This is a genomic window from Solirubrobacter ginsenosidimutans, from assembly GCF_027587205.1.
Map to the genome: position 1 here is coordinate 51,086 of NZ_JAPDOD010000015.1, position 26,340 is coordinate 77,425.

The following is a 26,340-nucleotide window of genomic DNA, read 5'->3' on the forward strand; positions in this document are numbered from 1 at the left end:
GACGCCCTCACGGGGTTAATTCGTCTTGTCGCTGCCGACGATGACGACCACGTTCCACTTCTTCGGCGCGTTCGCGATCAACGTCTGGGTGGCCTGGTCGAGCTGCTGCACGGCGTTGATGCCGAGCGACTCCGCCACGCCTTGTGCGGCGGTCTTGGCGCCGCGGCGGTACATCACGACCGAAGTGGTGCGCTGCTGCTCGGGCGGGGCGGTATCCGCGCCGAGGTGGTTGTCGGGGTAGCCGTCCGTGCGCAGCTGGTCGCGGATCGTCCCCGCCAGGCCGTCCTGCGAGGTGCCGTTGTACACGGCGATCAACGCGGTCGCCTTCGTCGGCGCGGCCGTCTGCGTAGGCGTCCTGGTCGCCTTGGCCTCGGGCGTCGCGGTCGCGATGACCTTGCCCGTCGCGGGCGCCTGGTTATCGTCGCCGCCACCGCTGCGCAGGACGAAGAAGAGGGTGCCGCCGACGACGATCACGCCGATGATCGCGACGACGATGACCGCGACCATGCTCGACCCCTCACGGCGCGGGGGCGGCGGGGTCGGGCGGCGGCCCTGGACGGCGGCGCGACGCGGCGGAAGTGGCGGAGGAGGCGGAACGTCGGCGCGGCGCGCGGCGGGCGTCGCCGGTGCGGGCACGGCGCGCGAGCCGTTGCCACCGCCGTTGAGGGCCTGCGCGGCGGCAGGCTCGCCCGCGGCGACGGCGGCGCCGGCAGCGGCGACCTCCGTGGGCGGGGCGGCGACGGCGGCGACCGGATGCGCCTTCGGCTCGTGCGGCTCGTGGACGCCGGCGGAGCGCGCGAACGCGAGCGCCGCGACCTCTTCAGGCTTGAGCTTGACCGCGCCATTGGTCGCGGCCACCGCGACCGACTGCGAGAGCGGCTGGGCGACGGGCTGCGGCCGCGGGACGGGCGTCACGGGCGCGCGCCGGACCTCCTGCGCATGCTCGGCGACGGCCATCTCGAGCTCGGCCGCGCGCTCGGGCGCACGGCCCGCCCATTCGCGCAGGCGTTTGACTTCGCGCGCCTGGGCGAAGTAGAGCAAGGAGAGAATGGCCAGGCCGAAGAAGGCGCCGATGCCGACGTAGGCACCGTACTTCTCAACCTGGTCCTGGAGCGAGAACGCGATCAGCACCATGGAGCCGAGCAGAACAGTCTAGGAGGCCGGATGAGCCGGGGACTCCGCGGAAGCTTCGACAACTGCCCGGCGACCCCCTGCAAGCTCTTCGACGGCGGCCGCCAGGCTGACCGCGTCGCCCTCGCCGACGAGCATCCCGATCTTGTCGAAGACATAGTCCACCCACGCCGGGTCGACGGCCGGCCGCGCGGCGCGCAGGATCTTCTTCGCCGCCGTCGTCTCAGGCCGCTCGTAGGCGTTGAAGAGCTCCTCGTGGAGCTTCTCGCCGTGACGCCTGCCGACGATCTCGATCGCGATGTCGCGCCCGGGCTCCAAGCCCGAGAAGCTGATCATGTCCTGGGCCAGATCCATGATGCGGACGGGGTCGCCCATCTCGAGCGCGTAGACCTCGCCGCCCTGGGCGAGCGAGCCGGAGCGGATCACGAGCTGAACCGCTTCAGGGATCGTCATGAAGAAGCGCGTCATCTGCGGGTCGGTCACCGTGACCGGGCCGCCCTGCTGGATCTGGCGGCGGAAGATCGGGACGACCGAGCCCGAGGAACCGAGCACGTTGCCGAAGCGCACGGCACAGAACGCCGTCTTCTCATAGCTCGAGTCGGCGGCCTCGACCGCCCACTCGGCCAGCGCCTTGGACGCGCCCATGACCGTCGCCGGGGCGACCGCCTTGTCGGTCGAGACGAGGACGAACGCCCGGACGCCGTAGTCGCCCGCGACCGCGGTGAGCGCCCGGGTGGCCAGCGCGTTGTTGCGCACCGCCTCGATCGGGTTGTCCTCCATCAGCCCCACGTGCTTGTACGCGGCGGCGTGGAACACGACCTCGGGACGGAAGTCGGCGAAGACCTCGCGCATCCGCTCCTCGTCGCGCACGTCGGCCATCACGGCCTTCGTGAAGCCGATGTGGCGCTCACCGACGAGCTCGCGCTCGATCTCGAAGAGGTTCGCCTCGCCGTTGTCGACCAGGACGAGGACGCTGGGATTGACCCGCGCGATCTGGCGGCAGAGCTCGGAGCCGATCGACCCGCCCGCGCCGGTGACGAGCACGCTCGAGCCGGTGAGATAGCCGCCGACGGACTCGATCTCCATCCGCACGGGATCGCGGCCCAGGACGTCCTCGATGCGCACCTCGCGCAGCTGCCGGGCGAGCGCTCCGCCCGTCTGCAGCAGCTCGAAGACCGTGGGCATGGTGCGCACGGTGATGTTCCGCGCGCGGCAAGCGCTGACGACCTTGGCGCGCAGGGCGCCGGGGGCGGACGGGATCGCGATCAGGACCTCGTCGGGCTCGACGTCCTCGAGCACCTCCGCCAGGTCGTCGGTGGTGCCGAGCACCATGCCCTTCTTCTTCGGGTCGTCGTCGATGAACCCGACCGGGCGGTAACCGAGCTCGGGACTCTTGCGCAGCTCGTGCAGCAACTGGTGGCCGCCGTCGCCGGCGCCGACGATCAGCACCGAGCGGGCGTCGCGCCGCGTGCGGAGATTGTTCAGGCCCTGCCCGTAGGCGAGGTGCACGAGAAAGCGCGTGCCGGTCAGCATCGCGCCCAGCAGCAGCCCGAAGAGCGTCAGGACGCCGGTCGGGATCGAGCGGGCGACGAACCCGGAGCCGGTGGAGATCAGCTGCGGCTGGACGACCGCGACATACCCGATGAGCGCGAGGACGGCGAGGAGCACGCCCTGCGCGATCTTGAGGTACTCGCGCTGCGACGAGTACCGCATCCAATGGCGGTACATGCCGACGCCGATGAAACACAGCAGCGACCCGACGATGGCGAACGCGATCGTCCGCCAGAACAGGTCCATGTACACGGTCGGGATGCCACCGTCGAACCTGAGCCGATAGGCCAGGTAGTAGGCGAGCGCGACCAGCCCCGCGTCCAGCGCCAGCTGCGGAAGCGCGTGGCGATGGATCGGAAAGGCCGCAGTGCGAAGCCGGCGGCGCATCCGGGGCAGTGTATTGGGCTCGGCGGCGCGAAGACCCGCGCCTAACGCGCCTTCACGAACAGATCCGTGAAGACTGCCGGGTCGCGGCGGACCCGTTCCGGCGCCGTTGCGCCGTTATCGCGGTGTTCGAGCACCACGTCGCCGGCGCTCATGAGCCGGTGCATCCGGCCGTCGGCGATCAGGCGCTCGTCGACCGCGCCGAGCTGTCCCTCGAACGTCGTCCAGACCGGCGTGCCGAGCGCGACCGCCTCGCGGTTCATCGTTCCCCCGCCGGAGATGACGAGGTCGGCGAACGCGATCAGCGACTGCGCGTCGATCGCCTGCTCGGGGACGATGAACCCGCCCTCGCGGGCGAGCTCGGCGCGCTGCTCGTCCGTGCGCGGGAGCACGACGACCTGCTCGCCCTTGAGCTTGTGCAGCACCTCGGTGAACACCGGCGCGTCGAAGCGGTGATAGAGCGAGACGGCAGGGGGCGTGCGCACCACGGCCAGCGGGCGCTCGCGCGTGAGCCCGAGCTCGCGCAGGACCGCCTCGTCGGGCTCGAAGTCCGCGAGGTAGTACTCCTCCTTGAGCCCCTCGTACGGGCGCAGCTTGGCGGGCGTCATGCCGTAGCGCGCGACCCGCTCCGGCGGGATGACGTCCGGCAGCACCACCCGGGTCGCCAGGTGGCCGTTGATCGTGTGCTGCACGCGGGCGAACTCGTAGTCGAAGGCGGTCGCGCTCGGGATCCGCAGCAGCTTGGCCGCGACCGAGATGTCGTTGGAGCCGTGGCCGAGCGCGACGTCGATCCTGCGGCCGCTCGCCCAGCGGGTGAGCGCGCCCGAGCGCTGGGCGAGCCCGAGCCCCTTGGCCGAGAGCCGGCCGCCGCGGTGGTGGCCGATCGCGGTGTGGTCGATCTGGAAGCGCTCGAGCAGGCCGAGCGTCTGCGCGAAGTCACGCGCCGTGACCAGCACCTCGTCCCCGCGGGCGCGCAGCACGTCGATGACCGGCCGCATGACCAGGACGTGCGGCGAGTTGGTGAGGTCGATCCAGACGCGCAAGGTGCAGCAGGCTACTTAGGACAAGTTTTCCGGCGCGTCGTCGTTCGTGCGGATATGCGCAAGACCCTTCTCATCGGACTCGTCCTCGCCGCATCGCTCGGGGCCGCGTCCTCCGCCTCCGCCTGGGCCCCGGCCTCGACGGCCGCCGTGCACCCGGGCGTCATGACCTACACCGCCGGCGCCCAGTGCACGGCGAACTTCATCTACACCGACGCGTCCGGCGCGGTGTACATCGGCCAGGCCGCCCACTGCTCCGGCACCGGCGGGCAGACCGACACCGACGGCTGCACGACCCAGAGCCTGCCCAACGGGACGCCGGTCGAGGTCACGGGCGCGTCCAAGCCCGGCACGCTCGTCTACAACTCGTGGACGGCGATGCAGGCCGCCGGCGAGACCGACGCCGACACCTGCGCCTACAACGACATCGGGCTGATCAAGCTCGACCCGGCCGACTACGCCAAGGTCAACCCATCGGTCCCGACCCTCGGCGGCCCGACCGCGCTCGGCGAGACGACCGCGCAGCTCGACGACGTCTACACCTACGGCAACTCGTCGCTGCGCCAGGGCATCACGGTGCTCTCGCCCAAGCTCGGCAAGAGCCTCGGCGCCTCCGGCGGCGGCTGGACGCACCTCGTCTACACCGTCTCCCCCGGCATCCCGGGCGACTCGGGCTCGGGTTTCATGGACGCCCAGGGCCGCGCGTTCGGCGTCCTGAGCACGCTCCAGCTGGCGCCGGTCGTGCTCTCCAACGGCGTCTCCGATCTGCGCAAGATGCTCGCCTACATGCGCTCCCACGGCGGTCCGGACGTCACCCTCGCCGCCGGCACCGAGAAGTTCACGGGGTCGATCATCGGTTGATCGGTCAATTGCAGGCTTGACGGGCTCGCGGCGTGGGAAATATCTTCTGTACCGCGCCGCGCGTTCCCGGTCCAGCCCATGTTCACCTCTCAATCCTTGCGTGCCGTAGCCAAGCCAGGCTCGCTGGCCTTCCGTGAGCACCGGCTGGACGACGTCGTGCACCAGATCGAGGTGACCGGGGCGTTGAACGAGAGCGGGGAGCTGCGGCGCCGAGTGGAGTCCGCGCTGGACGGCGGCGTGCGCTGGCTGATCCTCGATCTCGCCGAGGCCTTCGACATCACCGACCCGGTGCTCGGCGCGCTCGTCGACGTCGCGGCGGCGCTGCGGGCGCGCAAGGGCGAGCTGATCGTCGCGGGCGCGACGCAGTCCGTCGCCCAGCGCCTCGCCGCCTACGACGTGGCCCACCGCCCGGCCGTCGCCGCCAACGTCGACCAGGCCGTGATGATCCTCAAGATGCTGCGGCCCAAGACGGATATCCGGCGCCCGCCGCAGCGTGCAAAGCAGCGGATTTCTTCACTGACTTTGCCGCGAATCGAACCACAGCCGTAACTTCGCGGCTACCGTAAAGCGCCGTGCTCTTCGGATCCATCACGGACCCGCTGGTCCAGTTCGCCGTCGATGTGATCGACAAGCTGGGCCTCGTCGGCGTCTTCCTGCTCATGGTCGGCGAGAGCGCCTGCCTGCCGATCCCCTCCGAGGGGACGATGCTGTTCGCCGGCTTCAACGTCGCCAACGGCGAGTACTCGCTGCTGACGGTCGTCACCGTCGGCGTCGTCGCGAACCTGATCGGTTCCTGGATCGCGTACGGGATCGGCTACTTCGGCCGCGTGGACCTGCTCGAGAAGCACGGCCGCAAGGTGTTCATCAAGCCGCACCACCTGCACAAGGCCGACGACTGGTTCGAGCGCTACGGCGACGCCACCGTCTTCTTCTCGCGCATGCTCCCGATCGTGCGGACGTTCATCTCGCTCCCCGCGGGCGTGGCGCGGATGCCGTTCCTGCGCTTCACGGTCTTCACGGTCCTCGGCTGCATCCCCTGGGTCTTCCTGATCGCGTTCATCGGCCAGCAGGCCGGCGACCGCTGGGAGGATTGGAAGGAGCACCTGCACTACGTCGATTACGTCGTCGTCGTGGCGATCGCGGTCTGCGTGGTGTGGCTGTTCGTGCGCTACCGCCGGCGGCGCGGGTCGGAACCCGCCGCCGTCGATGCCGCCTGAGTCGCTGCAAGTCGTCGCGCTCGGGCTGATCCAGGGCGCGACCGAGCTTCTGCCGGTCTCGTCCTCCGCCCACATCGCGGCGATCCCGCAACTGCTGGGCTGGTCGGTGGCGTCGTGGCCCGACGAACGCCGCAAAGAGCTGGAGGTCGCGCTGCACGCGGGAGCGTTGCTGGCGCTCTCGCCGTCGTTGTGGCGGGTGCGGCCGGACCTGCGGACGCTGGTGCTCTCGCTGGCCCCGCCGGTGATCGTGGGCTACGCACTGGAGAAGCCGATCGAGGCGCGCCTGGGCGGGCCGCGCGGGTTGGCGGCGGGGCTGCTCTTCGGCGCGGCGGCGCTGGCGACCGCCGATCGCGCGGGGGGTGCCACGTCTGACTCTCGCGGAGCGACACTTTCCCGGGGCACCCCCGGCCTCGCGCTCGGCGCGGCGCAGGCCTGCGCGCTCTTCCCCGGCGTGTCGCGGACCGGAGCGACGCTCGCCGCGGCGCGGGCGCTCGGCTACGACCGGGCCGGCGCCTCGCGGCTGAGCTTCGGCGTCGCCGGGCCCGTGCTCGCCGGCGCGACCGCACTCAAGGCCTGGCGGGGGCGCAGGGACGCGGACCTGCGGCTCGTGGCCACCGGCGCGGGCGCCGCGTTCGCCGGCACGGCCGTGGCACTCAAGCTCCTCGGCCTCGAGCGCCGGCGGCCACTGTGGCCGTACGCGGCGGAGCGGGTGGCGCTCGCGGGCGGCATCCTCGCCTTGCGCTACCGTCGAGCGCCGTGAGCACTGACGCGTACGCACGGTCCGGCGTGGACCAGCACGCCGCGGATCGCGCGGTCGCCGCGCTCGTCGGCGTCCTCAAGACCATCGACACCGGCAAGGCCAGCCGCTCCGTCCTCGCCTCCGGCCACTACGCGGCCGTGCTGGAGATCGCGCCCAACCTCGGCATCGCCGTCGGCACCGACGGCGTCGGCTCCAAGCTGATCCTGGCCGAGCAGACCGGCCGCTACGACACCGTCGGCATCGACTGCGTGGCGATGAACGTCAATGACGTCGTGTGCGTCGGGGCGGAGCCGATCGCGCTGCTGGACTACCTCGCGGTCGAGCAGGCCAACCCCGAGGTGATGGAACAGATCGGCCGCGGGCTGAAGGCCGGCGCCGAGCTGGCCGGCGTGGAGATCCCCGGCGGCGAGGTCGCGATCCTGCCCGAGCTGATCAAGGGTCACCCGTCGCCCAACGGCTTCGATCTGACCGCGACGTGCTTCGGCACGGTCGCGCTGGACCAGATGATCACGGGCACGAAGATCGCCCCGGGCGACGCGCTGATCGGCCTCCCGAGCAGCGGCCTGCACTCGAACTCCTATTCGCTGGCCCGCCGCGCGACGCAGGATCTCCCGCTCGACGGCGCCTTCGAGGACGGCACGCTGGCCGACGCGCTGCTCGCGCCGACGGTGATCTACGTCCGCGCGGCGCTCGAGCTGATCCGCTCCGGCATCCCGGTGCACGGCCTCGCCCACATCACCGGCGGCGGCCTGCTGAACCTGCTGCGCCTCAACGAGGCCGCGGGCTTCGCGATCACCGACCCGCTGCCCGTCCCGCCGATCATCGACCTCGTGCGCGAGCGCGGGGCGGTCTCCGACGCCGAGGCGTGGGCGGTCTTCAACATGGGCTGCGGCTTCGTCGCCGTCGTTCCCGAGGCGCACGCGGACGCGGCGACCGCGCTGCTCGCCCGCCACCACGCAGGCACGCGCCGGATCGGCATCGTCACCGACCAGGCCGGGCACGTGAGCGCGCCCGGCGTCACCGGCACCGCCGAAGGCCTGAAAGCCGTCTAGTCGGTCTCGTCGGGCTCCGGGGGCGGGAGCTCAGACCCGGACTCGCCCCGCGGCGCGCCCTGCGCGCCCGGAACCTTGTCGTCGGCCTTCTTGCGCTCCCAGTCCTCGCGGGCCTCGGCAATGTCGTCGCCGACCTGCTCGGAGAGCTCCTGCAACTCGTCGGCCTGCTGTTCGTGCTCGGTCACGGGCAGGGCCTACCCGTTTTCGTCCTCCGAGCGCGCACGCTCGGCCAGCTTCTCTCGCAGGTACTCGTGCTTATCGGCACGGCGCTCGTGGGTGCGCTCCTCGGGCGGCAAGTCCGCCTCGTCGGCCTGCTTGCGCTCGGCGAGCTCGCGCTGGACCTGCTCGAGCTGGAGCTCTTTGGTCTCGGGATCCGCCATACACGGAGGCTACCCCGCCGTGACGGGGCTCAGCCTCAGCGCCGCGTGCGCTTCTTGCTCCCGCCGGAGCGCTGGCGCGGTGGAGGCGCGGACGCCTTCGAGCGCTCGGCCATGATCCCGAGCAGGCGCTGGTCGAGTTGCTCGCGCAGCTCGGTCAGGTCGCGCTCCGGCGCCAGCTCGCCCAGCCGCATCAGCGCCTGATAGCGCATCGCCGCGTCCTGGACGACCGTGTAGACGTCGCGGTCGTGCTGGTTGTGGTAGCGCTCGCGGCCCTGATCGAAGTACCCGATCGGCTCGCCGGCGACGTACAGGACCGGGTGGCGCAGGGCGATCTGCATCGACGCCTGCCAGTCGGAGACGAACGGGTGGTGGCCGAACTCGAGGTTCGCGACGACGTCGCGATGCACCAGCAGGCCGACGGGCCCTCCGAGCCAGTTGCCCTGGACCGCGAAACGCTCCGCTGACTCGACCGGCTGCACGACCCGCGTCTCGGGCAACGAGCAGAACGGCACGACGACGCCGTCGGCCCGGCGCCAGTCGTACTGGAAGGAGATCAGCTTGATGTTCCCGTGCGCAGCGAGCGCGCGGTCCAGGATGCCGGCGGCGCCCGGCAGCAGCCCGTCGCCCGCGAACACCCACTTCATCCACTCGGCGTCGGTGCGCTCGAGGAACGCGTTCGCCGCCCGGGCCCAGTTGTCGACGCGCCCGACCCGCTCGGTCTCGCGCACGACGTCGGCCCCGCGCTCGACCAGGATGTCCGCCGTCCCGTCGTCGGACGCGTTGTCGATGACGAGGTGCCGGAACCCCGGCTCGGGCTCGAACGTCTGCGCCCACGCCGCCTGGTTGAGGACCGGCGTAACCGCGACGTAGCGCGCGAACTGCTCGCGCAGCCGGTGCGGCGCCGAGGCGCCCGCCCCGAGCAGCCGGTCGCTTTCCGGCACGTCGGCGGGCACGCTGCCCGTGTAGATGACGATGTCCGGCAGCCACGCCCAGCGTTCGACGATCCGCGGCGTCGAGCGGGCGAGGGCGACGAAGCGCTCGCCCGCCTCGGCCTCGGTCAGCGCTCCGGCCGTGACCGCCAGCTCCACGGGGTCGCCGTCGCGGATACTCCGCAGGTAGGCGGCGAGCGCGTCGAGACTGGCCTGCGGCGCGTCCCAGTCGAACTCGAGCCAGAGCTTGCGCTTGCTCACGACGACACCTGCTCCGCACCGGCGGCGCGCCGCGAGATCGGGAGCGAGACGAACTGCTCGTAGTCGGCGGGGATGCCGAGCCCGTACATGCCGTCTCCGACGGAGCCGACGTTGTCGATCCCGATCCGCGCGCCCGCGGCGATCAGCTGGTTGTAGACCGGAGCGACGTAGAACTCGCCGTTGACGCGCTCGTCGGCCGCGATCATCGCCTTCGCGGCGCGGACGAAGTCGCCGCCGCGGGCGAAGGTGTAGATGCCGACGGTGGCCTCGTCGGAGATGACCACCTTCTCGACGACCTCGGTGACGCGGCCGTCGTCGCCCAGACGCACGAACGACCACTTCGGGTCGTCGGCCGTCATGGTCATGATCAGCCCGTCGAGGTCGTCACGCCGCAGCGCGGCGAGGTGGACGTCCATCGTGCGATCGACCCACTGGTCGCTGTTGGCGATCACCAGCACGTCGTCGGGGTCGATGACTTCCTCGGCGAGCAGCACCGTGCACGCGGCCCCTTCGGTGATGCCGTCGACCGGCACGATCTCGCACCCGGGCGCGGCCTGGCGCAGGTCCGCCTCGAACGCGAACGTCCGCAGATGCTCGGCCTGGCAGAGGAAGACGAAGCGCGCCGGCTCGCTCGGGGCGAGGTTGCGCACGACGACCTCGATCATCGGCACGCCGTGGATCGGGATCAGCGGTTTGGGCAACTCGTAGCCGGCGTCGGCGAAGCGGCTGCCGCGCCCGGCCATCGGAATCACGATCGTCAGCACGAAGGTCAGTCCTCCACGAGGTACTTGTCGCCGGCGACGGCCGGCAGCTTGACGGCCACGACGGTCGCGTCGGTCAGGGCAAGGAAGTCGCTCGGCTCGCCCGGACGCAGCTCGGCGATGTCGCCGGGCCCGAGCTCGACACCGTCCATCCGCACGCGGCCCGTGACCACGGCGGTCAGCTCGGTCGCGATCTTGTGCACGTGACGCTCCTCGCGCTCACCCGCGACGTAGGACTTCACGGCGACCTCGACCTCCGACGTGCGGTGGACGGCGGGCTCGAAGTCCCCGACGAACCAGCCGCGGACCATCCCGTCGAGCTTGTGGACGTTCACGACGCCACCGCTCCCCGGCGCACGTTCGCGAGGTGCTCCTCGTACGCGTTGACCCCGTGCATCGAGGAGAGCGAGAAGTAGCGCTCGCGGTCGACGTGATGGATGCCGATCGACAGCCCGTTGAGGATCATCTCGTTGTAGGCGGGGCAGACGTAGAACGCGCCCTCCACCGAAGCGTCCTTGCGGATCATCTCCATCACCGAGTCCAGGAAGTCGCCGCCGCGCGCGAACCAGTAGATGCCCGCGGTGGCGTAGCGGCTGATCGGGCGCTTCTCGGCCGCCTCGAGCACGAACCCGTCGGCGTCGACGCGGACGTAGGACCAGCGCGGGTGGACCGCGTCGAAGGTGATCACGCCGCCGTCGAGCCCGGCCGCCTCGAAGCCGGCGAGGATGTTCGGCAGGTCGTCGTCGAGCACGTGGTCGCCGTTGAAGACCAGCAGCGGCTCGTCGCGGTCGATGTGGCTGATCGCGTGCAGCGCCGTGCACGCCGCGCCGCTGGCCAGCGCGGGGACGCCGAGCACGGTGGCGTCCGGCGCCAGCAGGCGGATCACGTCGTCGGTGTGATGGCGCCGGTTCTCCTCCTCGCGCACGAGGAAGATGGCCTCCGAGGCGGTGTCCATGACCTCGCCGAGGCCTTCGATCACCCGCTGCACCAGCGGCTTGCCGTCGATCTCGACGAGGTTCTTCGGGTACTTGAACCCGGCGACCTCGAACAGCGCGCTGTCACCGGCCATCAGGACGAGCAGCCTCACGCGACCACGCTCCCCTCGACCGCCGCGATCCGCGTCGTGACGCGTTCGAGGTTCACGTCGCCCGGATCCTCCACGACGAGGACGTGCGCGCCTGCGGCCGTGGCGGCCTTGATGCCGTTCTCATTGTCCTCCACGATCAGCGTCTGCTCCGGCGCGACGTCGAGCATCGACATCGCCTTGACGTAGATCTCCGGGTCGGGCTTGCCGCGGGAGACGTCCTGGTTTGAGACCATCACGTCGAGGTAGCGCGCGAGGTCGGAGCGCTCCATCATCTCCTCGACCGTCCGGCGCACGGAATTGGAGGCCACGCCCAGCGCGTACCCGGCCTGCGCGAGGCGGGCGAGCATGTACTGGTGCTGGAAGACCGGCTTGCAGCGGGTGGCGACGAACTCGAGCGTGTACTGCTGCTTGAGGCCGTTGAGGAACGAATGCAGCTCCCGCGGCAGGCCGTGCTCCACACTGAGCATCTCGAGCTTGCGACCGGTCGGCAGGCCGTCGTAGGCGCTGAGGTGCTCGTAGCGGGTGATCTCGTAACCGAGCAGCCCGAGCGCGCGATTGAGGGCTTCGTAGTGCCAGTCGCGCGCGTCGATGAGCACGCCGTCCATGTCGAACAGCACGGCTTTGATCATGCGAAGACCTCCTGCGCCTCCAGCGGATGGTCGGTGCACAGGTGCACGCGCGGATCGGCCCAGACGTCCCAACGGGCCCACTGCTCCCACGTCTCGCGATGCTCGCGGCGGTGCAACTCGGGCGAGACCACGGCGACGTGCTTGCCGGCGGCCAGGTGCGCGGCGATCTTCGGCTCGTCGATGAACCCGCCCGCGAAGTCGTCCAGCCAGACACCGCCGGCCGCGTCGTAGAGCGACGGGTCGGCCTCGAGGTCGCTGTGGCGGGTGTAGAACGGGAGCGCCGACTGCGCGTAGCCGCGCGTGTCCGGCACCGACATGTCGAAGGCGAACCAGCGCTCGGCCGGCACGCGCGCCAGCGCCTCGGTCAGCAGCGCATGCAGGCCGTCGGCCTTGACGTTGACGGCCAGCAGGCCTGGTGTGCCCTGCGCCAGGTACTCGTCCAGGACCGCGTCGAAGCCCAGCGCGCCGGCGACGGGCGGATCGTGGCTGACCACGAGCTCACCCGCGAGGTCGCGAACGTCGATCTCGATCCCGAAGCCGTTGACGAAGGCGTCGCGAAACGCCTCGAGCGTGTTGCGCTGGCTGGCCACGACCCAAAGGCCGCGATGAGCGAGCAAAGTCATGAGCCGCTGCGCACCTCTCGGCGCATGCTAACTCAGCCGAGCCGCACGTAGCCGATAGCCGGGCGCTGGCCCGGGGCGTACGAGCGCCGCGAGACCTGATCGGAGGAGTTGCCCTCGATCGTGTTGATGGTGCCATCAGTGCCGACGGACTCGACGACGCCGATGTGCTCGTCCCAGACGATCAGATCGCCGGGCTGGGGCTTGACGTCTGCGCCCGTGTTCGGGATCGCCTTGCCGGCCTTCTGCGCCCACGCGTACACGTCGTCGACGCGGCCGAAGCCCTGACCGTTGTCGCCGAGCGGGACACCCGTCTCGCGCGCCGCCCACGAGGTGAAGTACGCGCACCACGGGCCGACGCCTGAACCGGCGGTGGCCTGGCGGTACTGAGCGATGCGGGGGGAGTCGTTGGAGCCGGGAGGCTGCTCGGCGACGCCGACCTCGTTGCTGACGAGGTTGACGATGGCCTGGCCGGCGCTGGAGGCGGGCTGCTGCGCCGCCGTCGTGCCCGCGAGCGTGGCGGTCCCGGCGCTCTGGAGCGCGGTCGAGAAGGTCGTCGTCGACGCGGGAGGAGTGGTGGCGGTGGCGGCCGGAGCGGCTGCCGCAGGAGCCGCGAAGAGCGATTGCAGCTGGGCGATCCGGGCGAGGGCGACGTCGTAACTCATGCACGGTCTGCTTCGACACTCGTCCAGAGAAACTTGAGGTCTTAACGCAGACGGGCGGCCTCGTAAGAGGCCGCCCGTTAGCGATCCGTCCCTCGGTGGGGTATGTGTGGGTTGCCCTCCAGCAACCCGTATGTACCTCGAACTACGAGAGTGGGAGGGGGCGGGGATGCCCTGTATGGCTCCTACAGTCGCCGTCCTTGGCTAACCGTGGTATTCGGCAGCCGCAGATGAACCTGTAGGAACTTCTTCAGGCCGTGACCGGCGCGAACTCCATCAGCACGTCGCGCCAGGCCTCCGCCGTCACCTGGACGCGGCGGTGCTCGGTGACGTAGGCGCGGGCCTGGGCCCCGATGCGCTCGCGCAGCTCACGGTCGTCGACCAGCTCGAGCAGCGCGGCCTCGGCCTCGGCCGGCGTGCGCGCGTGCATGCCGGTGACGCGGTCCTCGATCTCGGGGTAGACCTCGGGATCGGCGATCAGCGGGACGCCGGCGGCGCTCGCCTCGAGCCAGCGCAGGTCGCTCTTGCCCCGGAACAGGTTGTTCTCGGCCGACGGCGCGATGGCCATGTCGAACAGGCTCAGCGTCGCCGGGTAGACCTCGAGCTTGGCCGGCAGCACCGGGATCGCCCGCTCGGCCCCGAACTCCTCGATGTACTCCAGCGCGGCGAGGTGACCCGCCGACATGAAGCGGGCCTCCGGGCGACTGCGCAGCACGGAACGGAGCGCGGGCTCCCAGCGCGCGAGCGAGGCCTTGTGGCCGACGCCGCCCGACCAGCCGATCGTCACGCCTTCGCGCTCGATGCGGGGATGCGAGTAGCGCGGCAGGTCGATGCCGTTGGGGCAGGTCCACGTGCGCGGGTTGTGCGCCCGGTAGCGCCGGGCGAGGTAGTCGGTCGAGCAGATGATGCCGTCGGCGACGTGCATCGAGAGCTCCATCTGGCGCACGAACTCCGCGTCGAGCGTCTCGCTCATCTCGTGCGACTTGATCTTGCGCGCGGACTGGACGTAGTCGTCGATCTCGTAGAGCACGGTGACGCCCGCGTCCTGCAGCTCGCGGATCAGCTTCAGCCAGACCTTGCCCCGCGCCTGCTGCACGACGACGACCTCGTAGTCGAAGAGGTCGTCGAGCTGCGGCGGAGTGGCGTCGAAGCCGGTCACGAGGCGAAGGGCCGAGACCTTGATGTCAGAGACCCAGGCCGCGTAGTCGGCACCGAGCGCGACCGCGGGCAGGAAGCACCGGTAGTACGAGATCATGTCGGGTCCGTACCCGACGAACATGGTCTTGGGCAGCGGCTTCATCAGATGATCTCCGCGACCCAGGGCCGGAAGTCGGTGGTGGCGTGCTTGGAGCGCAACAGGCCCGCGCTGGTCGTCCCGCTCTTGGGCTCGACATCGACGACGACGAGCGACTCGGCGCGGACGCTGTGCTCGAGGATGCACTCGCCGCCGGCCTGGCTGACGCGCAGGCAGTAGTCCAGCGCGGCATCGGAGCCCTCGAGCTGCTCGTCGAAGAGCCCGACCGGGTTGATCCACTCGCGGCGGATCAGCTGCAGGTCGGTGCCGACCGGGCAGAGCACCGGCTTCTGCACGTCGAGCAGCTGGCGCGGCACGTTGCGCAGCCGAGCGCTCCACGAGCGGCGGAAGAAGGAGAAGAAGTAGCCCGCGTGGCGGATCATGCCCTCTGGGTTCACGACGGCGCCGCCGACCACGGCCGCGGGGCGACCGTCGGTGCCGGTGCGGGCCTTCAGGCGGGCGAGCCAGCCCGGGGAGTCGAGCACGAGGCCTTGCCCGACGAGGCACACGTCCATGCCGTGCTCGGCCGCGGCGATCAGGCCGACGTTGAACGCCGCTGAAGTGCCGCTGCCGTCCTGCTGGAGAACGTACGCGCAGCCCAGCTCGGACGCGGCGACCTCGATCATCTGCGCGAACGGCGCGGGTGAGCGGTCGTCGACCACGAGAACCATCGACTCGGCCGCGGTCGTGGTGAGGGAGACGAGCGTTTGGAGGAGGGGCTCGATCTCTTCGTCGCTTTCCGCGCGAGCGGGCACGACGAGTAGCGTTGGGACGGATTCCACGTGGGCTGTATCGGCACCCCACCCACGCGGCTTTAGGCCGTCACAACGACGAACGCGGGGCCTCGTCGCCGAGGCCCCGCTGGTCGCGAATCGCTGCTTAGCGCAGGAGCGAGAGAACGCTCTGCGGGGCCTGGTTGGCCTGCGCGAGCATGCTCGTGCCGGCCTGCTGCAGGATGTTGAGCTTCGTGAACTTCGTCATCTCCTCCGCCATGTCCACGTCGCGGATACGCGACTCCGAAGCGGTGAGGTTCTCCTGGTAGGTCGCCAGGTTGTTCAGGCGATGCTCGAGGCGGTTCTGCACGGCGCCGAACGCGGCACGCGCGGTGGAGACGTCCTTGATGGCGTTGTCGATGTCGGAGACCGTGACGGCCGACAGCGCGGCCGCGTCGGACGCGCCGAGGACCACCGAGACGGCCGAGCCGCCGGCCAGGTCGATGGCGCTGGCGGCGATGGTCTCGCCGTCGTTGGCGCCGACCTGGAAGTTCAGCGTCGAAGCGGCGTTGAGCAGCTTGGTGCCGTTGAATGCCGTGTCGGAGCTGATCGCCGTGATTTCGGTGCCGAGCTGGTTGACCTCGGCGGCGATGGCGTCCTTGTCCTCGGTAGCGAGGGTGTCGTTGAGCGACTGGACCTTCAGGTCACGGATGCGCTGCAGCATCGAGTGAACCTCGGTCAGCGCGCCTTCCGCCGTCTGGACGAGCGAGACGCCGTCCTGGGCGTTGCGCTGCGCCTGGGCGAGGCCGCCGATCTGACCGCGCATCTTCTCGGAGATCGCGAGACCCGCGGCGTCATCGGCGGCGCGGTTGATGCGGTAGCCGCTGGAAAGCTTCTCCATCGACTTCGACGCGGCGGACGCCGTGGCCGTCAGCTGACGGTGGGTGTTGAACGCTTCGACGTTGTTCTGAATACGAAGGCCCATGATTCAACGCTCCTTGTTGATCGGGTGAAGGGCTGCCTCGAGGCGACTCCATGTCGCCTCAATCACGGTGATCGGCCCGCCGGCCGCGTTCTTTAATGCGGACGGGCGGCCAGTGGCCGCCCGTCGAGGAGGGAGGAGTGCGCGCTAGCGCTTTACTGGCGCAGCAGCGACAGGACGCTCTGCGGGGCCTGGTTGGCCTGCGCGAGCATGCTCGTGCCGGCCTGCTGCAGGATGTTGAGCTTCGTGAACTTCGTCATCTCCTCCGCCATGTCCACGTCGCGGATACGCGACTCCGAAGCGGTGAGGTTCTCCTGGTAGGTCGCCAGGTTGTTCAGGCGATGCTCGAGACGGTTCTGCACCGCGCCGAAGGCCGCGCGGCCGGTCGAGACGTCCTTGATGGCCGCGTCGATGTCGGAGATGGCGATCGCCGAGAGCGTGGCCTGGTCGGATGCGCCGAGGACCACCGAGACCGACGAGCCGCCGGCCAGGTCGATCTTGGACGCCGAGATCGACTCGCCGTCGTTGGCGCCGACCTGGAAGTTCAGGGTCGCGGTGCCGTCGAGCAGGGTCGTGCCGTTGAACGCGGTGGTGGTGCCGATCTTCGTGATCTCGTCGCTGAGCTGGCCGACTTCGGCCGCGATCGCGTCCTTGTCCTCAGAAGCGAGCGTGTCGTTGAGCGACTGGACCTTCAGGTCACGGATGCGCTGCAGCATCGAGTGAACCTCGGTCAGCGCGCCTTCCGCCGTCTGAACGAGCGAGATGCCGTCCTGGGCGTTGCGCTGGGCCTGGGCGAGACCGCCGATCTGACCACGCATCTTCTCGGAGATCGCGAGACCCGCGGCGTCATCGGCGGCGCGGTTGATGCGGTAGCCGCTGGAAAGCTTCTCCATCGACTTCGAAGCAGCAGCGCTCGTCGCGGAGAGCTGACGGTGTGTGTTGAAGGCTTCGACGTTGTTCTGAATGCGAAGGCCCATGGCCAAGACTCCTTGTAAGGAACGGCCGCTCCATGCGGCCCGGACGGATACGGGAAGTTTCGGCAGCCCAATCGAGCGGCTTTAGCGCTTAAACGCGTCCGGGTCCGTACCCGCCAGGCCGAAGCCTGGAGAACACGGACCCGAGAAGGCGTTTAGCGGGGTCTGCCTAGCGCAGGAGCGAGAGAACGCTCTGCGGGGCCTGGTTGGCCTGCGCGAGCATGCTCGTGCCGGCCTGCTGCAGGATGTTGAGCTTCGTGAACTTCGTCATCTCCTCCGCCATGTCCACGTCGCGAATCCGCGACTCGGAGGCGGTGAGGTTCTCCTGGTAGGTCGCCAGGTTGTTCAGGCGATGCTCGAGGCGGTTCTGCACCGCGCCGAACCCGGCGCGAGCGGTCGAAACGTCCTTGATGGCCGCGTCGATGTCGGAGACCGTGACCGACGACAGCGACGACGCGTCGGACGCGGTGAGGACCTTGGAGACGGCCGAGCCGCCGGCCAGGTCGATCTGGCTCGCCGTGATCGTCTCGCTGTCGTTGGCGCCGACCTGGAAGTTCAGCGTGCCCGAAGCGCTGTTGAGCAGCTTGATGCCGTTGAACGCCGTGTCGGAGCTGATGGCCGTGATCTCGGTGCCGAGCTGGGAGACCTCGGCCGCGATCGCGTCCTTGTCCTCAGAAGCGAGCGTGTCGTTGAGCGACTGGACCTTCAGGTCACGGATGCGCTGCAGCATCGAGTGAACCTCGGTCAGCGCGCCTTCCGCCGTCTGAACGAGCGAGATGCCGTCCTGGGCGTTGCGCTGGGCCTGGGCGAGACCGCCGATCTGACCACGCATCTTCTCCGAGATGGCAAGGCCGGCAGCGTCGTCCGCAGCGCGGTTGATGCGGTAGCCGCTGGAGAGCTTCTCCATCGACTTCGAAGCGGCGGTCGCCGTCGTGGTGAGCTGACGGTGAGTGTTGAACGCCTCGACGTTGTTCTGGATACGAAGGCCCATGATTCAACGCTCCTTGTTGATCGGGTGAGAGGGCTTACGACGAAGCGACTCCATGTCGCTTCAGCCAAGCTAATCGGCGCTCGCCGATGAGACTTGAGGGAGTTGCTTAGACCGTTCGGGCCTGGCGCTCGGCCGCTTCGCGCTCGCGCTCTTCGCGCTGGGCCTTGAGCTTCTCTTCGCGCTCTTCCTCGAGCTGGCGCACCTCGGAGATGACGATGTGGCGCCAGATGACGATCGCGAAGCGCCAGACGACCACGTTGGCCACGATGCCGGCCAGCAATGCGCGCCAGACGGCGTCGAACAAGTCCTGGTCGCCGACGATGTTCAGGGCGAGGACGAGCGCGAAGACGATCAGCGCCGCGCGCGTGCGGGCGCGGCGGATACCGGCCTTCGCGCGCGGGTGCGCGGCGATCGACACGACCAATTCGGGCTTCTCGCCCTTCTCGGACTTGCCCTTGCCCTTGTCCTTTTCCTTGGCCATCAGCCTCGGGAGGCCCGCAGCGCTTTGACCTCGCGGTCGCGGATGTAGCGCATCAGACGATCCTCGTCGGGACGCGACACGCTGTCAAAGCGAATGCCCTTCTGGTGCTCATCGGAGCCGACGCGCACCACACGCCCAAGGGCTTCCAGCGGCGGGCCGTCCGGCATCTGAAGCACGATGCGGACGTCGATCTCCAGCGGCAGGCTGAACTTGTCGGCGATGCGCATACCGCGGCAGGAGAGATCGAGCGTGGTCGTCTCGCCGCCGACATCCTCGTCGATGCCGCGGATCGTGACATCCAGGTGCGCCGCGACGCGGACGAACTCGCGCCGCTGGATGCGTTCGACGTCGCCGCTGAGCGCGATGGTGAGCGAGCCCGCCTTCTGCGCGGAGAGCGCGCCGGTGTAGCGGTGGATCCCGCGCCCGGAGGTGATCTCGACCGCGATCTCGTGCCCGACGAGCCGTTCGATGCGGTCGTCCTTGACCGCCAGGGCGACGGTGACCGACGCCGCGTCGGCCTTCTCGATCGTCGCCGGGAGGATGCCCACGTGGACGTTGCGCACGATCACGTGCTGGCCCGGGGTCAGGGTCGGCGCTGAGGCGGGCACGGAGCTCATGTGATCAGGGAAGCAGCTGGGCCGCCAGCTCGGCGGGATCGGCGGGGCTGACGCCCGAGCGGGCGCAAATATAGGACAGCGGGTGCCCGGCCTTGAGCGCGAGCTCGATCGGGGCGCCCGGGCGCTTGGTCTCGTCGGCGTGCGAGAGCACCACGTGGGTCGCGCCGAGCGGGGCGAGCGCCTCGGAGAGCTCTTCGGCGGCGGCGGCGCTGAGCGTCGCCGGCAGCGCGAGGTGGACCTCGTTGACGTCGAGCAGCTTGAGCTCCGCCGCGAGCGTCTTGATCTCCGCCGGGGAGCTCGACAGACCGACCGCCGGGGTGTCGATCAGCGTGATCAGCGGGCGGGCGGCGCCGAGGCGCTTCTTGGCCTGCTCGCCGTCCTTGGCCTGGATGACCGCGACGCCCAGCGGCTGCAGGCGGGCGGCGAGCGTCGTGTCCCCGCGCAGGGAGATCACCGCGACGTCGGCGCCGACGGCGACGTAGGACGCGGCGATGTAGGCGACCGTCGACGTCTTACCGGCACCGCCGCCACCCACCAGCGCGATCGTGCGCGGCTCGGTGCCGAGCTTACGGAACACGTCGATCCGTCCCGCGAGCACGTTGCGCACGAGCTTCTTGATGTTGCGTGGCGAGGTGAACGGCAGGCCGTGCACGACGGCCTCGCGGACGACGTCGGCGGCGAGCGCCTGGCTCAGCCCGGCGGCCACCAGCCGCTGCTCGGCCGCGTCGGCGGCCTGCGGGCGATCGGGCAGCAGCGGGTCCGAGCCCGGCCCGGCCGGGCGCGGCGCCTGCGGGATGGCGAACCCGGTGGGCGCGTCGAAGGTGAACGCGGGCGCGTCCGGCTCCGCCTCGGGCTCCTCGAGCTCGGGCTCGGGCTCCTCGTCTTCGAGGACCGGTTCGGGCTCAGGCTCCGGTTCCGGCTTGGCCTGCACGGGCACGACGGGCGGCTCGGGTACGGCCTCGGGCTCCGGCATCGGCTCGGCGACCGGCGGCTTGGGCGCCGCGCGGCGGATGGCGTCCTGGTTCGGCTGCGGGCCGTAGAGCCCGGTCGGGCCGGAGATGTTCGCCGGATCGAAGAAGTCCTCGTCGAACGAGACGGCCGCTTCGCCGCGCGGCGGGTCCAGCCGGCGGTCCTCCGAGACGGTCGCGGAGAAGAAGTCATCCTGCGGACTCGTCCCGCGCGCGGCGGCCGCGAGCGCGTCGGCGAACGGCGTCGCCTGCTCGAACAACGCCTGAACGGCCGGGGACGAGAGTCCCTCGGCCGTGGCACGGTCGTTGCGGATCTCCAACGCGCGCTCCTCCCCGAGTGGACCGCGCGCATCGACCTCGACGTAGGGGCGCTGGAAGAAGCCTCCGACTCCACCGGTCAGACCCTCGCGCCGCCGGAGCACGATCGCGTCCGGCCCCAGTTCCTCCCTGATCTGCGGGAGGATCTCCTCCAGGCTGCGCCCGCGGAAGGTCTTGACGTCCGGATCGTTGCTCGTGGAGGCTTCCATTCATGCGCTCCTAGTTGTCGGACACTAGGCGGCCACGGCCTGCGCCGCGCCGATCACTCCAGTGGTCTCTACCCCGATTCCCGGGCTGATCTCGTTGTACGAGCAGACCGCCAACTGTGGCAGCCGCTGCTCGCACAACTGTCGCAGATGCCGGCGGACTCGCGCCGAGCAGAGCAGCACCGGACGGCCGCCCGCGGCGATCGCGTACTCGACCTGTTCGGCCGCTGACTCGACGACCTGCGCGGCCAGATTCGGGTCCATCGCGAGGAACTCGCCGTCGGCGGTCTGGACGAGCGCTTCGGCCATCGCCTGCTCGAGCGACGGGTCGAGCGCGATGACGCGCAGCGTGCCCTCCGCGTCCAGGAACGGGGCGGTGATCGTGCGGCCCAGCGCCTGCCGGGCGTACTCGGCCAGCATCGAGGGATCGCGGGTGAGGCGGGCCTTGTCGCCGATCGCCTCGAGCACGGCGCCCAGGTCGCGGATCGAGACGCCCTCGCGCAGCAGCGACTGCAGCACGCGCTGGACCTCGCCGAGCGACAGGACGTCCGGCACGATCTCCTCGACGACCGCCTGGTTGAACTCCTTGAGCTGGTCCAGCAGGTGACGCGTCTCCTGGCGGGTGAGCAGCTCGGAGGCGTGCGCGCGGATCATCTCGGTCAGGTGGGTCACGACGACCGACTCGGCGTCGACCACGGTCCAGCCCAGCGCCTCAGCCTCGGCGCGGCCGGACTCCGGAATCCACACCGCGGGCAGGCCGAAGGCCGGCTCGGTGGTCGGGATGCCCGGCAGCTGACCCATGGCGTCGCCGGGGTTCATGGCCATATGGTGCCCCGCCATCACGCCGCCGCGTGCAACTTCTGAGCCACGCACGCGCATGACGTACTCGTGCGAGTCCAGGCCGACGTCGTCGCGGATGCGGACCGGCGGGATGACGACGCCGAGCTCCGAAGCGATCTGGCGGCGGATCGTGCCGACGCGGGCGAGCAGCGTTCCGCCCGCGCCCTTGTCGACGAGCGGCACCAGGCCGAAGCCGATGGCGAGCTCGAGCGGGTCGACGGCGAGCGCGTCCAGTGCAGCGTCGCGCGGCGCGGGCAGCTGCCCCTGGTCGGGCGCCGCGGCGGCCGCGGCCACGTCGAGGACTTCCTGCTGACGGGTGTTCGGCTTGTTGCGCAGGCTCCAGCCGACGGCGAAGAAGATGCCGCCGATGACGAAGAACGGCAGCTTCGGCAGGCCGGGCACGAGGCCGAACGCGATGATCATGACGCCCGCGACGAGCGGCGCCTTGCGCTGGTCGAGGATCTGCTTGGAGACCGTCGAGCCGAGGTCCTGATCGGAGCCCGCGGAGCGGGTGACGAGGATGCCCGTGGCGACCGAGATCAGCAGCGCCGGGATCTGCGCGCAGAGGCCGTCGCCGATCGAGAGCAGCGAGAAGTGGTGGCCGGCCTCGGCGAACGGCATGCCCTGCTGGACCACGCCGATGACGATGCCGCCGAGCAGGTTGATGCCGGTGATCAGGATGCCGGCCATCGCGTCGCCCTTGACGAACTTCGAGGCACCGTCCATCGCGCCGTAGAAGTCCGCCTCCTGGGCGACCTCCGCGCGACGCTTGCGCGCCTCCTCGTCGGTGATCTGGCCGGTGTTGAGGTCGGCGTCGATCGCCATCTGCTTACCGGGCATGGCGTCGAGGGTGAAGCGCGCCCCGACCTCGGCCACGCGGCCGGCGCCGTTGGTGATGACGACGAACTGGATCACGATCAGGATCAGGAAGACGACGAGGCCGACGACGATGTTGCCGCCCACGACGAAGTTGCCGAACGCCTCGACCACGTGACCCGCGTCGCCGTGGAGCAGGATCAGTCGCGTCACCGACACGTTGATCGCCAGGCGGAAGAGCGTGGTCAGCAGCAGGATCGTCGGAAACGACGAGAAGTCCAGCGCCCGCGGCACGTACATCGTCGCGACGACGATCATCAGCGCCGCGGAGATATTCAGGGTGATGAAGAAGTCCAGCAACACCGGCGGCAGCGGGATGATCAGCATCGCCACGATCAGGACGACGCCACCCGCGGCTGCGAGATCGGCATGCTTGCCGAGCTTGGACAGGACGTTGTTCATGCTGCAACCTTCCGGGCGCCGGCGACGCGGTAGACGTAGGCGAGGAGCTGCGCCACGGCGTGGAACATGTCCTCGGGGATCTGACGCCCGATCTCGACGTTGGCGTACAGCGTGCGCGCCAGCGGTGGGTCGGGGACGATCATGACGCCGGCGTCCTTGGCGGCTTCACGGATCTTGAACGCGAGGTTGTCGACACCCTTGGCGACCACGATGGGCGCCGAGCTCCCGCTCGAGTACTTGAGCGCGACGGAGTAGTGGGTGGGGTTCGTGACGATCACGTCTGCGGTGGGAACTGCGTCCATCATGCGTGCGCGGGAGAGCTCCATTGCCCGTCTGCGCTGCGCAGATTTGATTTCGGCAGGGAGGCCTTGCTGCTTGAACTCCTGCTTGATCTCCTCCTTGTCCATCTTCAGACCCTTGTTGTGCTTGTGCTTCTGGTACGCGTAGTCGATGGCGGCGATCAGCAGGTAGGCGATCGCGGCGCGGGTCGCGATGGTCATGACCATCGAGCCGACCAGCGGGATCAGCTCTTGCGGCGGCATCCCCACCAGCGCGGCCATCTCGTCGAGCTTCGGGAAGACCGCGAAGGCGGCGATCGCGCCGACGATCGCGGTCTTGATCAGGTTCTTGCCCGACTCGAACGCGAAGTGCTGCGGGTTGAAGAGGTTCTTCAGGCCTGAGGCCGGGTTGAGCTTCTTGAAGTCGGGCTTGATCGCCTGCGGCGTCGGCTTCAGGCCGACCTGGGCGGTGGCGGCGACGAGGCCGGCGACGAAGCACGTGCCGACGATCGGCAGGATCGCCAGGCCGATGTGCTGCCCGACCATCATGAAGAGCGTTCCGACGCCCTGGCGGTCGACGACCTGCGGATGCGCCATCAGGTCGATGACCTGCGTCATCGCGATCTTCATCTGCTGCATGGCCTTGGGGCCCGCGGCGGAGAGCGCGATCAGGCCGGCGAGGAGGATCGCGGCGCCGTTGATGTCGGCGGACTTCGCGACCTGGCCCTTCTTGCGCGAATCCTCCTTCTTCTTGGGTGTTGCCTTCTCGGTCTTGTCGTTGGCCATGGCGCTAGGCGGCCTTCAAGAAGTGCAGGGCCTCGACGACGGAGTCGTGCAGCGAGCCGATGAAGAAGTTCGAGACGAAGGGCAGCGACGCCCCCAGCAGCACCAGGCCGACGATCATCTTGGCCGGGAAGCCGACCGCGAAGATGTTCATCTGCGGCACGACGCGCGAGACCACGCCGAAGGCGGCGTCCGTGATCGTCAGCGCGATGATCACCGGCGCGCCGATCATGAACGCGGAGGCGAAGATGCCCGAGAACGCGATCTGCGCGCCCTCCACCATCGAGCCGATGGCCGGCGCGTCCAGCAGCGGGACGGCTTCGTAGGTGCGGCCGAGGCCCCTGATGATCCAGGCGTCGCCCCCGATCGCGATCAGGATCGCGACGCCGAAGAGTGAGTACAGCTGGGCGATGACGGTCGACTGGTTGCCCGTGACGGGGTCGACCAGCGAGCCGAACGAGAACCCGATCAGCGTGTCCAGCAGCGAGCCCGCGACCTGCAGGCCGGCGAACATCGCCGCAAGGGCGTAGGCGAAGGCGAGACCGACAACGACCTCCTTCACGATCAGGCCGCCGTAGGCGAGCGGATCGAGATCGATCGTGCCGTGCTTGACGACCGGCATCAGGCCGACCGCGAGGCCGACGGCGATGATCGAGCGCACGCGCCCCGGGATCATCTTGCTCGAGAACAGCGGAGCGAGGATGAAGAGCGGGGAGACCCTGGCGAGGACCAGGAAGAAGGCAGCGACCTGCTGCTCGGAGAACCGAGCGAGGAGTTCATTGGCGGTCATCCGTCAGCTCCCGACGTAAAGCGGGATCTGCTGCCACAGCTCGGTCGTCCAATCGACGATCGTGCTGAGCATCCACGGGCCGGCGATCGCGATGACCGCGACGAGGCCGAGGATCTTCGGGATGAAGGAGAGCGTCTGCTCCTGGATCTGCGTCACTGCCTGCAGGATCGAGATCAGCAGGCCGACGACCAGGCCGACGAGGAGCATCGGGAGGGCGATCTTCATGGTGACGCCCATGGCGTCGACGATGAGGGAGACGACCTTGTCCTGGCTCATGACATGTGGAAGCTCTGAACGAGCGACGAAGTGACGAGGTTCCAGCCGTCCACGAGGATGAACAGCAGGATCTTGAACGGCAGGGAGATGAAGACAGGAGGCAGCATCATCATCCCCATCGACATCAGCGTGGACGAGACCACGAGGTCGATGATCAGGAACGGCAGGAAGATCAGGAAGCCGATCTGGAAGGCCGTCTTGAGCTCGGAGATGATGAACGCCGGGATCAGGACCTGCGTCGGGACGTCGGCGCGAGTCTTGACGTTCTTGGTGTCGGAGAGCTTGACGAAGAGCGCGACGTCTTTGTCGCGGGTCTGCTTCCACATGAAGTCGCGCAGCGGCAATTCGGCGCGCTTGAGCGCCACCGTCTGGGAGATCGAGCCCTTCTGCAGCGGGTCGTAGGCGTCGTGCTTGATCGTCTTCAGCGTGGGGCTCATGACGAACAGCGTCAGGAAGAAGGCGATGCCCACGAGGACCTGGTTCGGCGGTGCCGTGGGCGTGCCGAGGCCGGTGCGAATGAAGCTGAGGACGATCAGGATGCGCGTGAAGCCGGTGACCGTGAACAGCAGCGCGGGGACCAGCGAGATGCCGCCGACGAACAGCAGCAGCTGGACCGCGTTGGAGCCGTCGGTCTTCACTTGACCACCGTCTTGGAGCGCAGCGCGTTCATGAAGCCCTTGGGGGCCGCGGCGGGCTCGAGGCTGGCGAGCGTCGCGCCCATCGGCACGGTGACGGTCGGCGGGCCCTCGATCAGGCCCAGCGCGCGGGCCTCGGCCTCGCTGTAGCGGCGGATCGGGGCGATCGCGTTCTCCGCGGTGCCGAGCAGGACGATCTCGCGGCCGGCGCGCACCAGGTGCAGCGACTTGTGGGCGCCGAGCGGCAGCGTGGCCAGCGTCTCCAGACCCTCACCGGCGGAGGCGGTGTCCTTGGAGCTCTTGACCTGCTTGAGCACCCAGTAGAGGCCGTAGATGACGCCCAGGACGACCGCGAGGCCGATGATGGTGCGCACGAGGCCGCCGCTGGAGTTCGCGGTGTGCGAAGTCGTGTCCTTGGCGGTCGAGCTGAACGCTTTCGGGTCCAGCGTGGTGTTCTCACCGGTGCCCGCCGCGAACGCGGCAGGGGCGGTGAGCAGGCAGCCGAAGACGGCCGCGGGAAGAATGGCGTGGAGGGTCCGCATCTTTACCGAGGAGGTGGAGGTGAGCCCGGATCAGGCTCACGGCTCGTAT

31 protein-coding genes are annotated in these 26,340 nt (G+C 69.5%); 5 read left to right on the forward strand and 26 right to left on the reverse strand.

Going from position 1 to position 26,340, the window contains the following annotated elements; genetic code table 11:
- Positions 1-15: 15 nt before the first annotated feature.
- Genes OM076_RS16650 through OM076_RS16660 form a run of 3 tightly spaced genes read right to left on the reverse strand, consistent with a single transcriptional unit; the run spans position 16 to position 4,109 of the window.
- Positions 16-1,134, reverse strand: coding sequence for a LytR C-terminal domain-containing protein (locus OM076_RS16650; RefSeq protein ID WP_270041150.1), 1,119 nt, complete (start codon positions 1,132-1,134; stop codon positions 16-18).
- Positions 1,135-1,152: 18 nt separating this feature from the next.
- The gene (locus tag OM076_RS16655; protein ID WP_270041151.1) at positions 1,153-3,069 is read right to left on the reverse strand and encodes a polysaccharide biosynthesis protein; all 1,917 of its coding nucleotides are present in this window, start codon (positions 3,067-3,069) and stop codon (positions 1,153-1,155) included.
- Between the two features lie 41 nt (positions 3,070-3,110).
- Positions 3,111-4,109, reverse strand: a complete 999-nt coding sequence (locus OM076_RS16660; protein WP_270041152.1) for a DUF354 domain-containing protein — start codon at positions 4,107-4,109, stop codon at positions 3,111-3,113.
- 54 nt (positions 4,110-4,163) lie between these two features.
- Here OM076_RS16660 and OM076_RS16665 point away from each other — a divergent pair, with 54 nt between their 5' ends.
- The 5 genes from OM076_RS16665 (at position 4,164) to purM (ending at position 7,996) form a co-directional block, all read left to right on the forward strand.
- Complete coding sequence (locus OM076_RS16665) at positions 4,164-4,967, forward strand: serine protease (protein WP_270041153.1); 804 nt, start codon at positions 4,164-4,166, stop codon at positions 4,965-4,967.
- Positions 4,968-5,063: 96 nt separating this feature from the next.
- Positions 5,064-5,516: an STAS domain-containing protein gene (locus OM076_RS16670; RefSeq protein WP_270041154.1), complete on the forward strand. Its 453-nt coding sequence runs from the start codon at positions 5,064-5,066 to the stop codon at positions 5,514-5,516.
- Between the two features lie 23 nt (positions 5,517-5,539).
- The gene (locus OM076_RS16675; protein WP_270041155.1) at positions 5,540-6,184 is read left to right on the forward strand and encodes a DedA family protein; all 645 of its coding nucleotides are present in this window, start codon (positions 5,540-5,542) and stop codon (positions 6,182-6,184) included.
- The gene (locus tag OM076_RS16680) at positions 6,174-6,944 is read left to right on the forward strand and encodes an undecaprenyl-diphosphate phosphatase (RefSeq protein WP_270041156.1); all 771 of its coding nucleotides are present in this window, start codon (positions 6,174-6,176) and stop codon (positions 6,942-6,944) included. The genes OM076_RS16675 and OM076_RS16680 overlap by 11 nt, the downstream gene beginning before the upstream one ends.
- Positions 6,941-7,996, forward strand: coding sequence for a phosphoribosylformylglycinamidine cyclo-ligase (gene purM / locus OM076_RS16685; protein WP_270041157.1), 1,056 nt, complete (start codon positions 6,941-6,943; stop codon positions 7,994-7,996). Before OM076_RS16680 ends, purM begins: the two co-directional genes overlap by 4 nt.
- On the opposite strand, the gene OM076_RS16690 is transcribed toward purM, so the two are convergent.
- The 23 genes from OM076_RS16690 to OM076_RS16800 form a co-directional block, all read right to left on the reverse strand.
- Entirely contained in the window at positions 7,993-8,181 is a 189-nt protein-coding gene (locus tag OM076_RS16690; protein ID WP_270041159.1) for a hypothetical protein, read from the reverse strand. The genes purM and OM076_RS16690 overlap by 4 nt on opposite strands.
- A gap of 9 nt (positions 8,182-8,190) precedes the next feature.
- A complete protein-coding gene (locus OM076_RS16695; protein ID WP_270041160.1) occupies positions 8,191-8,376 on the reverse strand; it encodes a hypothetical protein in 186 nt (61 codons plus the stop codon).
- A gap of 35 nt (positions 8,377-8,411) precedes the next feature.
- The gene (locus OM076_RS16700; protein WP_270041161.1) at positions 8,412-9,566 is read right to left on the reverse strand and encodes a glycosyltransferase family protein; all 1,155 of its coding nucleotides are present in this window, start codon (positions 9,564-9,566) and stop codon (positions 8,412-8,414) included.
- Complete coding sequence (locus OM076_RS16705; protein ID WP_270041162.1) at positions 9,563-10,330, reverse strand: glycosyltransferase family 2 protein; 768 nt, start codon at positions 10,328-10,330, stop codon at positions 9,563-9,565. The genes OM076_RS16700 and OM076_RS16705 overlap by 4 nt, the downstream gene beginning before the upstream one ends.
- 5 nt (positions 10,331-10,335) lie before the next feature.
- Positions 10,336-10,662, reverse strand: a complete 327-nt coding sequence (locus tag OM076_RS16710; RefSeq protein WP_270041163.1) for a hypothetical protein — start codon at positions 10,660-10,662, stop codon at positions 10,336-10,338.
- Complete coding sequence (locus OM076_RS16715) at positions 10,659-11,414, reverse strand: glycosyltransferase family 2 protein (RefSeq protein ID WP_270041164.1); 756 nt, start codon at positions 11,412-11,414, stop codon at positions 10,659-10,661. The genes OM076_RS16710 and OM076_RS16715 overlap by 4 nt, the downstream gene beginning before the upstream one ends.
- A complete protein-coding gene (locus tag OM076_RS16720) occupies positions 11,411-12,043 on the reverse strand; it encodes an HAD family hydrolase (RefSeq protein ID WP_270041165.1) in 633 nt (210 codons plus the stop codon). Before OM076_RS16720 ends, OM076_RS16715 begins: the two co-directional genes overlap by 4 nt.
- A complete protein-coding gene (locus OM076_RS16725; RefSeq protein ID WP_270041166.1) occupies positions 12,040-12,666 on the reverse strand; it encodes a PI-PLC domain-containing protein in 627 nt (208 codons plus the stop codon). The genes OM076_RS16720 and OM076_RS16725 overlap by 4 nt, the downstream gene beginning before the upstream one ends.
- Positions 12,667-12,698: 32 nt before the next feature.
- On the reverse strand, positions 12,699-13,328 hold the full coding sequence (locus OM076_RS16730) for a CHAP domain-containing protein (protein ID WP_270041167.1): 630 nt from the start codon (positions 13,326-13,328) through the stop codon (positions 12,699-12,701).
- 247 nt (positions 13,329-13,575) lie between these two features.
- Positions 13,576-14,625: a glycosyltransferase family protein gene (locus tag OM076_RS16735; protein WP_270041168.1), complete on the reverse strand. Its 1,050-nt coding sequence runs from the start codon at positions 14,623-14,625 to the stop codon at positions 13,576-13,578.
- Positions 14,625-15,374, reverse strand: coding sequence for a glycosyltransferase family 2 protein (locus tag OM076_RS16740; RefSeq protein WP_270041169.1), 750 nt, complete (start codon positions 15,372-15,374; stop codon positions 14,625-14,627). The genes OM076_RS16735 and OM076_RS16740 overlap by 1 nt, the downstream gene beginning before the upstream one ends.
- Before the next feature lie 124 nt (positions 15,375-15,498).
- Positions 15,499-16,317 carry a flagellin N-terminal helical domain-containing protein gene (locus OM076_RS16745; RefSeq protein ID WP_270041170.1) on the reverse strand — a complete coding sequence of 273 codons (819 nt, stop codon included), beginning with the start codon at positions 16,315-16,317 and terminating at the stop codon, positions 15,499-15,501.
- A 152-nt stretch (positions 16,318-16,469) separates the two neighbouring features.
- A complete protein-coding gene (locus OM076_RS16750; RefSeq protein WP_270041171.1) occupies positions 16,470-17,291 on the reverse strand; it encodes a flagellin N-terminal helical domain-containing protein in 822 nt (273 codons plus the stop codon).
- Positions 17,292-17,457: 166 nt separating this feature from the next.
- The gene (locus tag OM076_RS16755) at positions 17,458-18,279 is read right to left on the reverse strand and encodes a flagellin N-terminal helical domain-containing protein (protein WP_270041172.1); all 822 of its coding nucleotides are present in this window, start codon (positions 18,277-18,279) and stop codon (positions 17,458-17,460) included.
- Between the two features lie 106 nt (positions 18,280-18,385).
- Complete coding sequence (locus OM076_RS16760) at positions 18,386-18,760, reverse strand: hypothetical protein (RefSeq protein ID WP_270041173.1); 375 nt, start codon at positions 18,758-18,760, stop codon at positions 18,386-18,388.
- Positions 18,760-19,377, reverse strand: a complete 618-nt coding sequence (locus tag OM076_RS16765) for a flagellar brake protein (RefSeq protein WP_270041174.1) — start codon at positions 19,375-19,377, stop codon at positions 18,760-18,762. The genes OM076_RS16760 and OM076_RS16765 overlap by 1 nt, the downstream gene beginning before the upstream one ends.
- Before the next feature lie 4 nt (positions 19,378-19,381).
- Positions 19,382-20,872, reverse strand: coding sequence for a hypothetical protein (locus tag OM076_RS16770; RefSeq protein WP_270041175.1), 1,491 nt, complete (start codon positions 20,870-20,872; stop codon positions 19,382-19,384).
- Between the two features lie 24 nt (positions 20,873-20,896).
- Entirely contained in the window at positions 20,897-22,987 is a 2,091-nt protein-coding gene (gene flhA / locus OM076_RS16775; protein WP_270041176.1) for a flagellar biosynthesis protein FlhA, read from the reverse strand.
- Positions 22,984-24,051: a flagellar biosynthesis protein FlhB gene (gene flhB / locus OM076_RS16780; protein WP_270041177.1), complete on the reverse strand. Its 1,068-nt coding sequence runs from the start codon at positions 24,049-24,051 to the stop codon at positions 22,984-22,986. Before flhB ends, flhA begins: the two co-directional genes overlap by 4 nt.
- A 4-nt stretch (positions 24,052-24,055) precedes the next feature.
- On the reverse strand, positions 24,056-24,838 hold the full coding sequence (gene fliR / locus OM076_RS16785; RefSeq protein WP_270041178.1) for a flagellar biosynthetic protein FliR: 783 nt from the start codon (positions 24,836-24,838) through the stop codon (positions 24,056-24,058).
- 3 nt (positions 24,839-24,841) lie between these two features.
- A complete protein-coding gene (gene fliQ / locus OM076_RS16790; RefSeq protein WP_270041179.1) occupies positions 24,842-25,114 on the reverse strand; it encodes a flagellar biosynthesis protein FliQ in 273 nt (90 codons plus the stop codon).
- Positions 25,111-25,752: a flagellar type III secretion system pore protein FliP gene (gene fliP, locus OM076_RS16795; protein ID WP_270041180.1), complete on the reverse strand. Its 642-nt coding sequence runs from the start codon at positions 25,750-25,752 to the stop codon at positions 25,111-25,113. Before fliP ends, fliQ begins: the two co-directional genes overlap by 4 nt.
- On the reverse strand, positions 25,749-26,291 hold the full coding sequence (locus tag OM076_RS16800; protein ID WP_270041181.1) for a FliO/MopB family protein: 543 nt from the start codon (positions 26,289-26,291) through the stop codon (positions 25,749-25,751). The genes fliP and OM076_RS16800 overlap by 4 nt, the downstream gene beginning before the upstream one ends.
- Positions 26,292-26,340 lie beyond the last annotated feature (49 nt).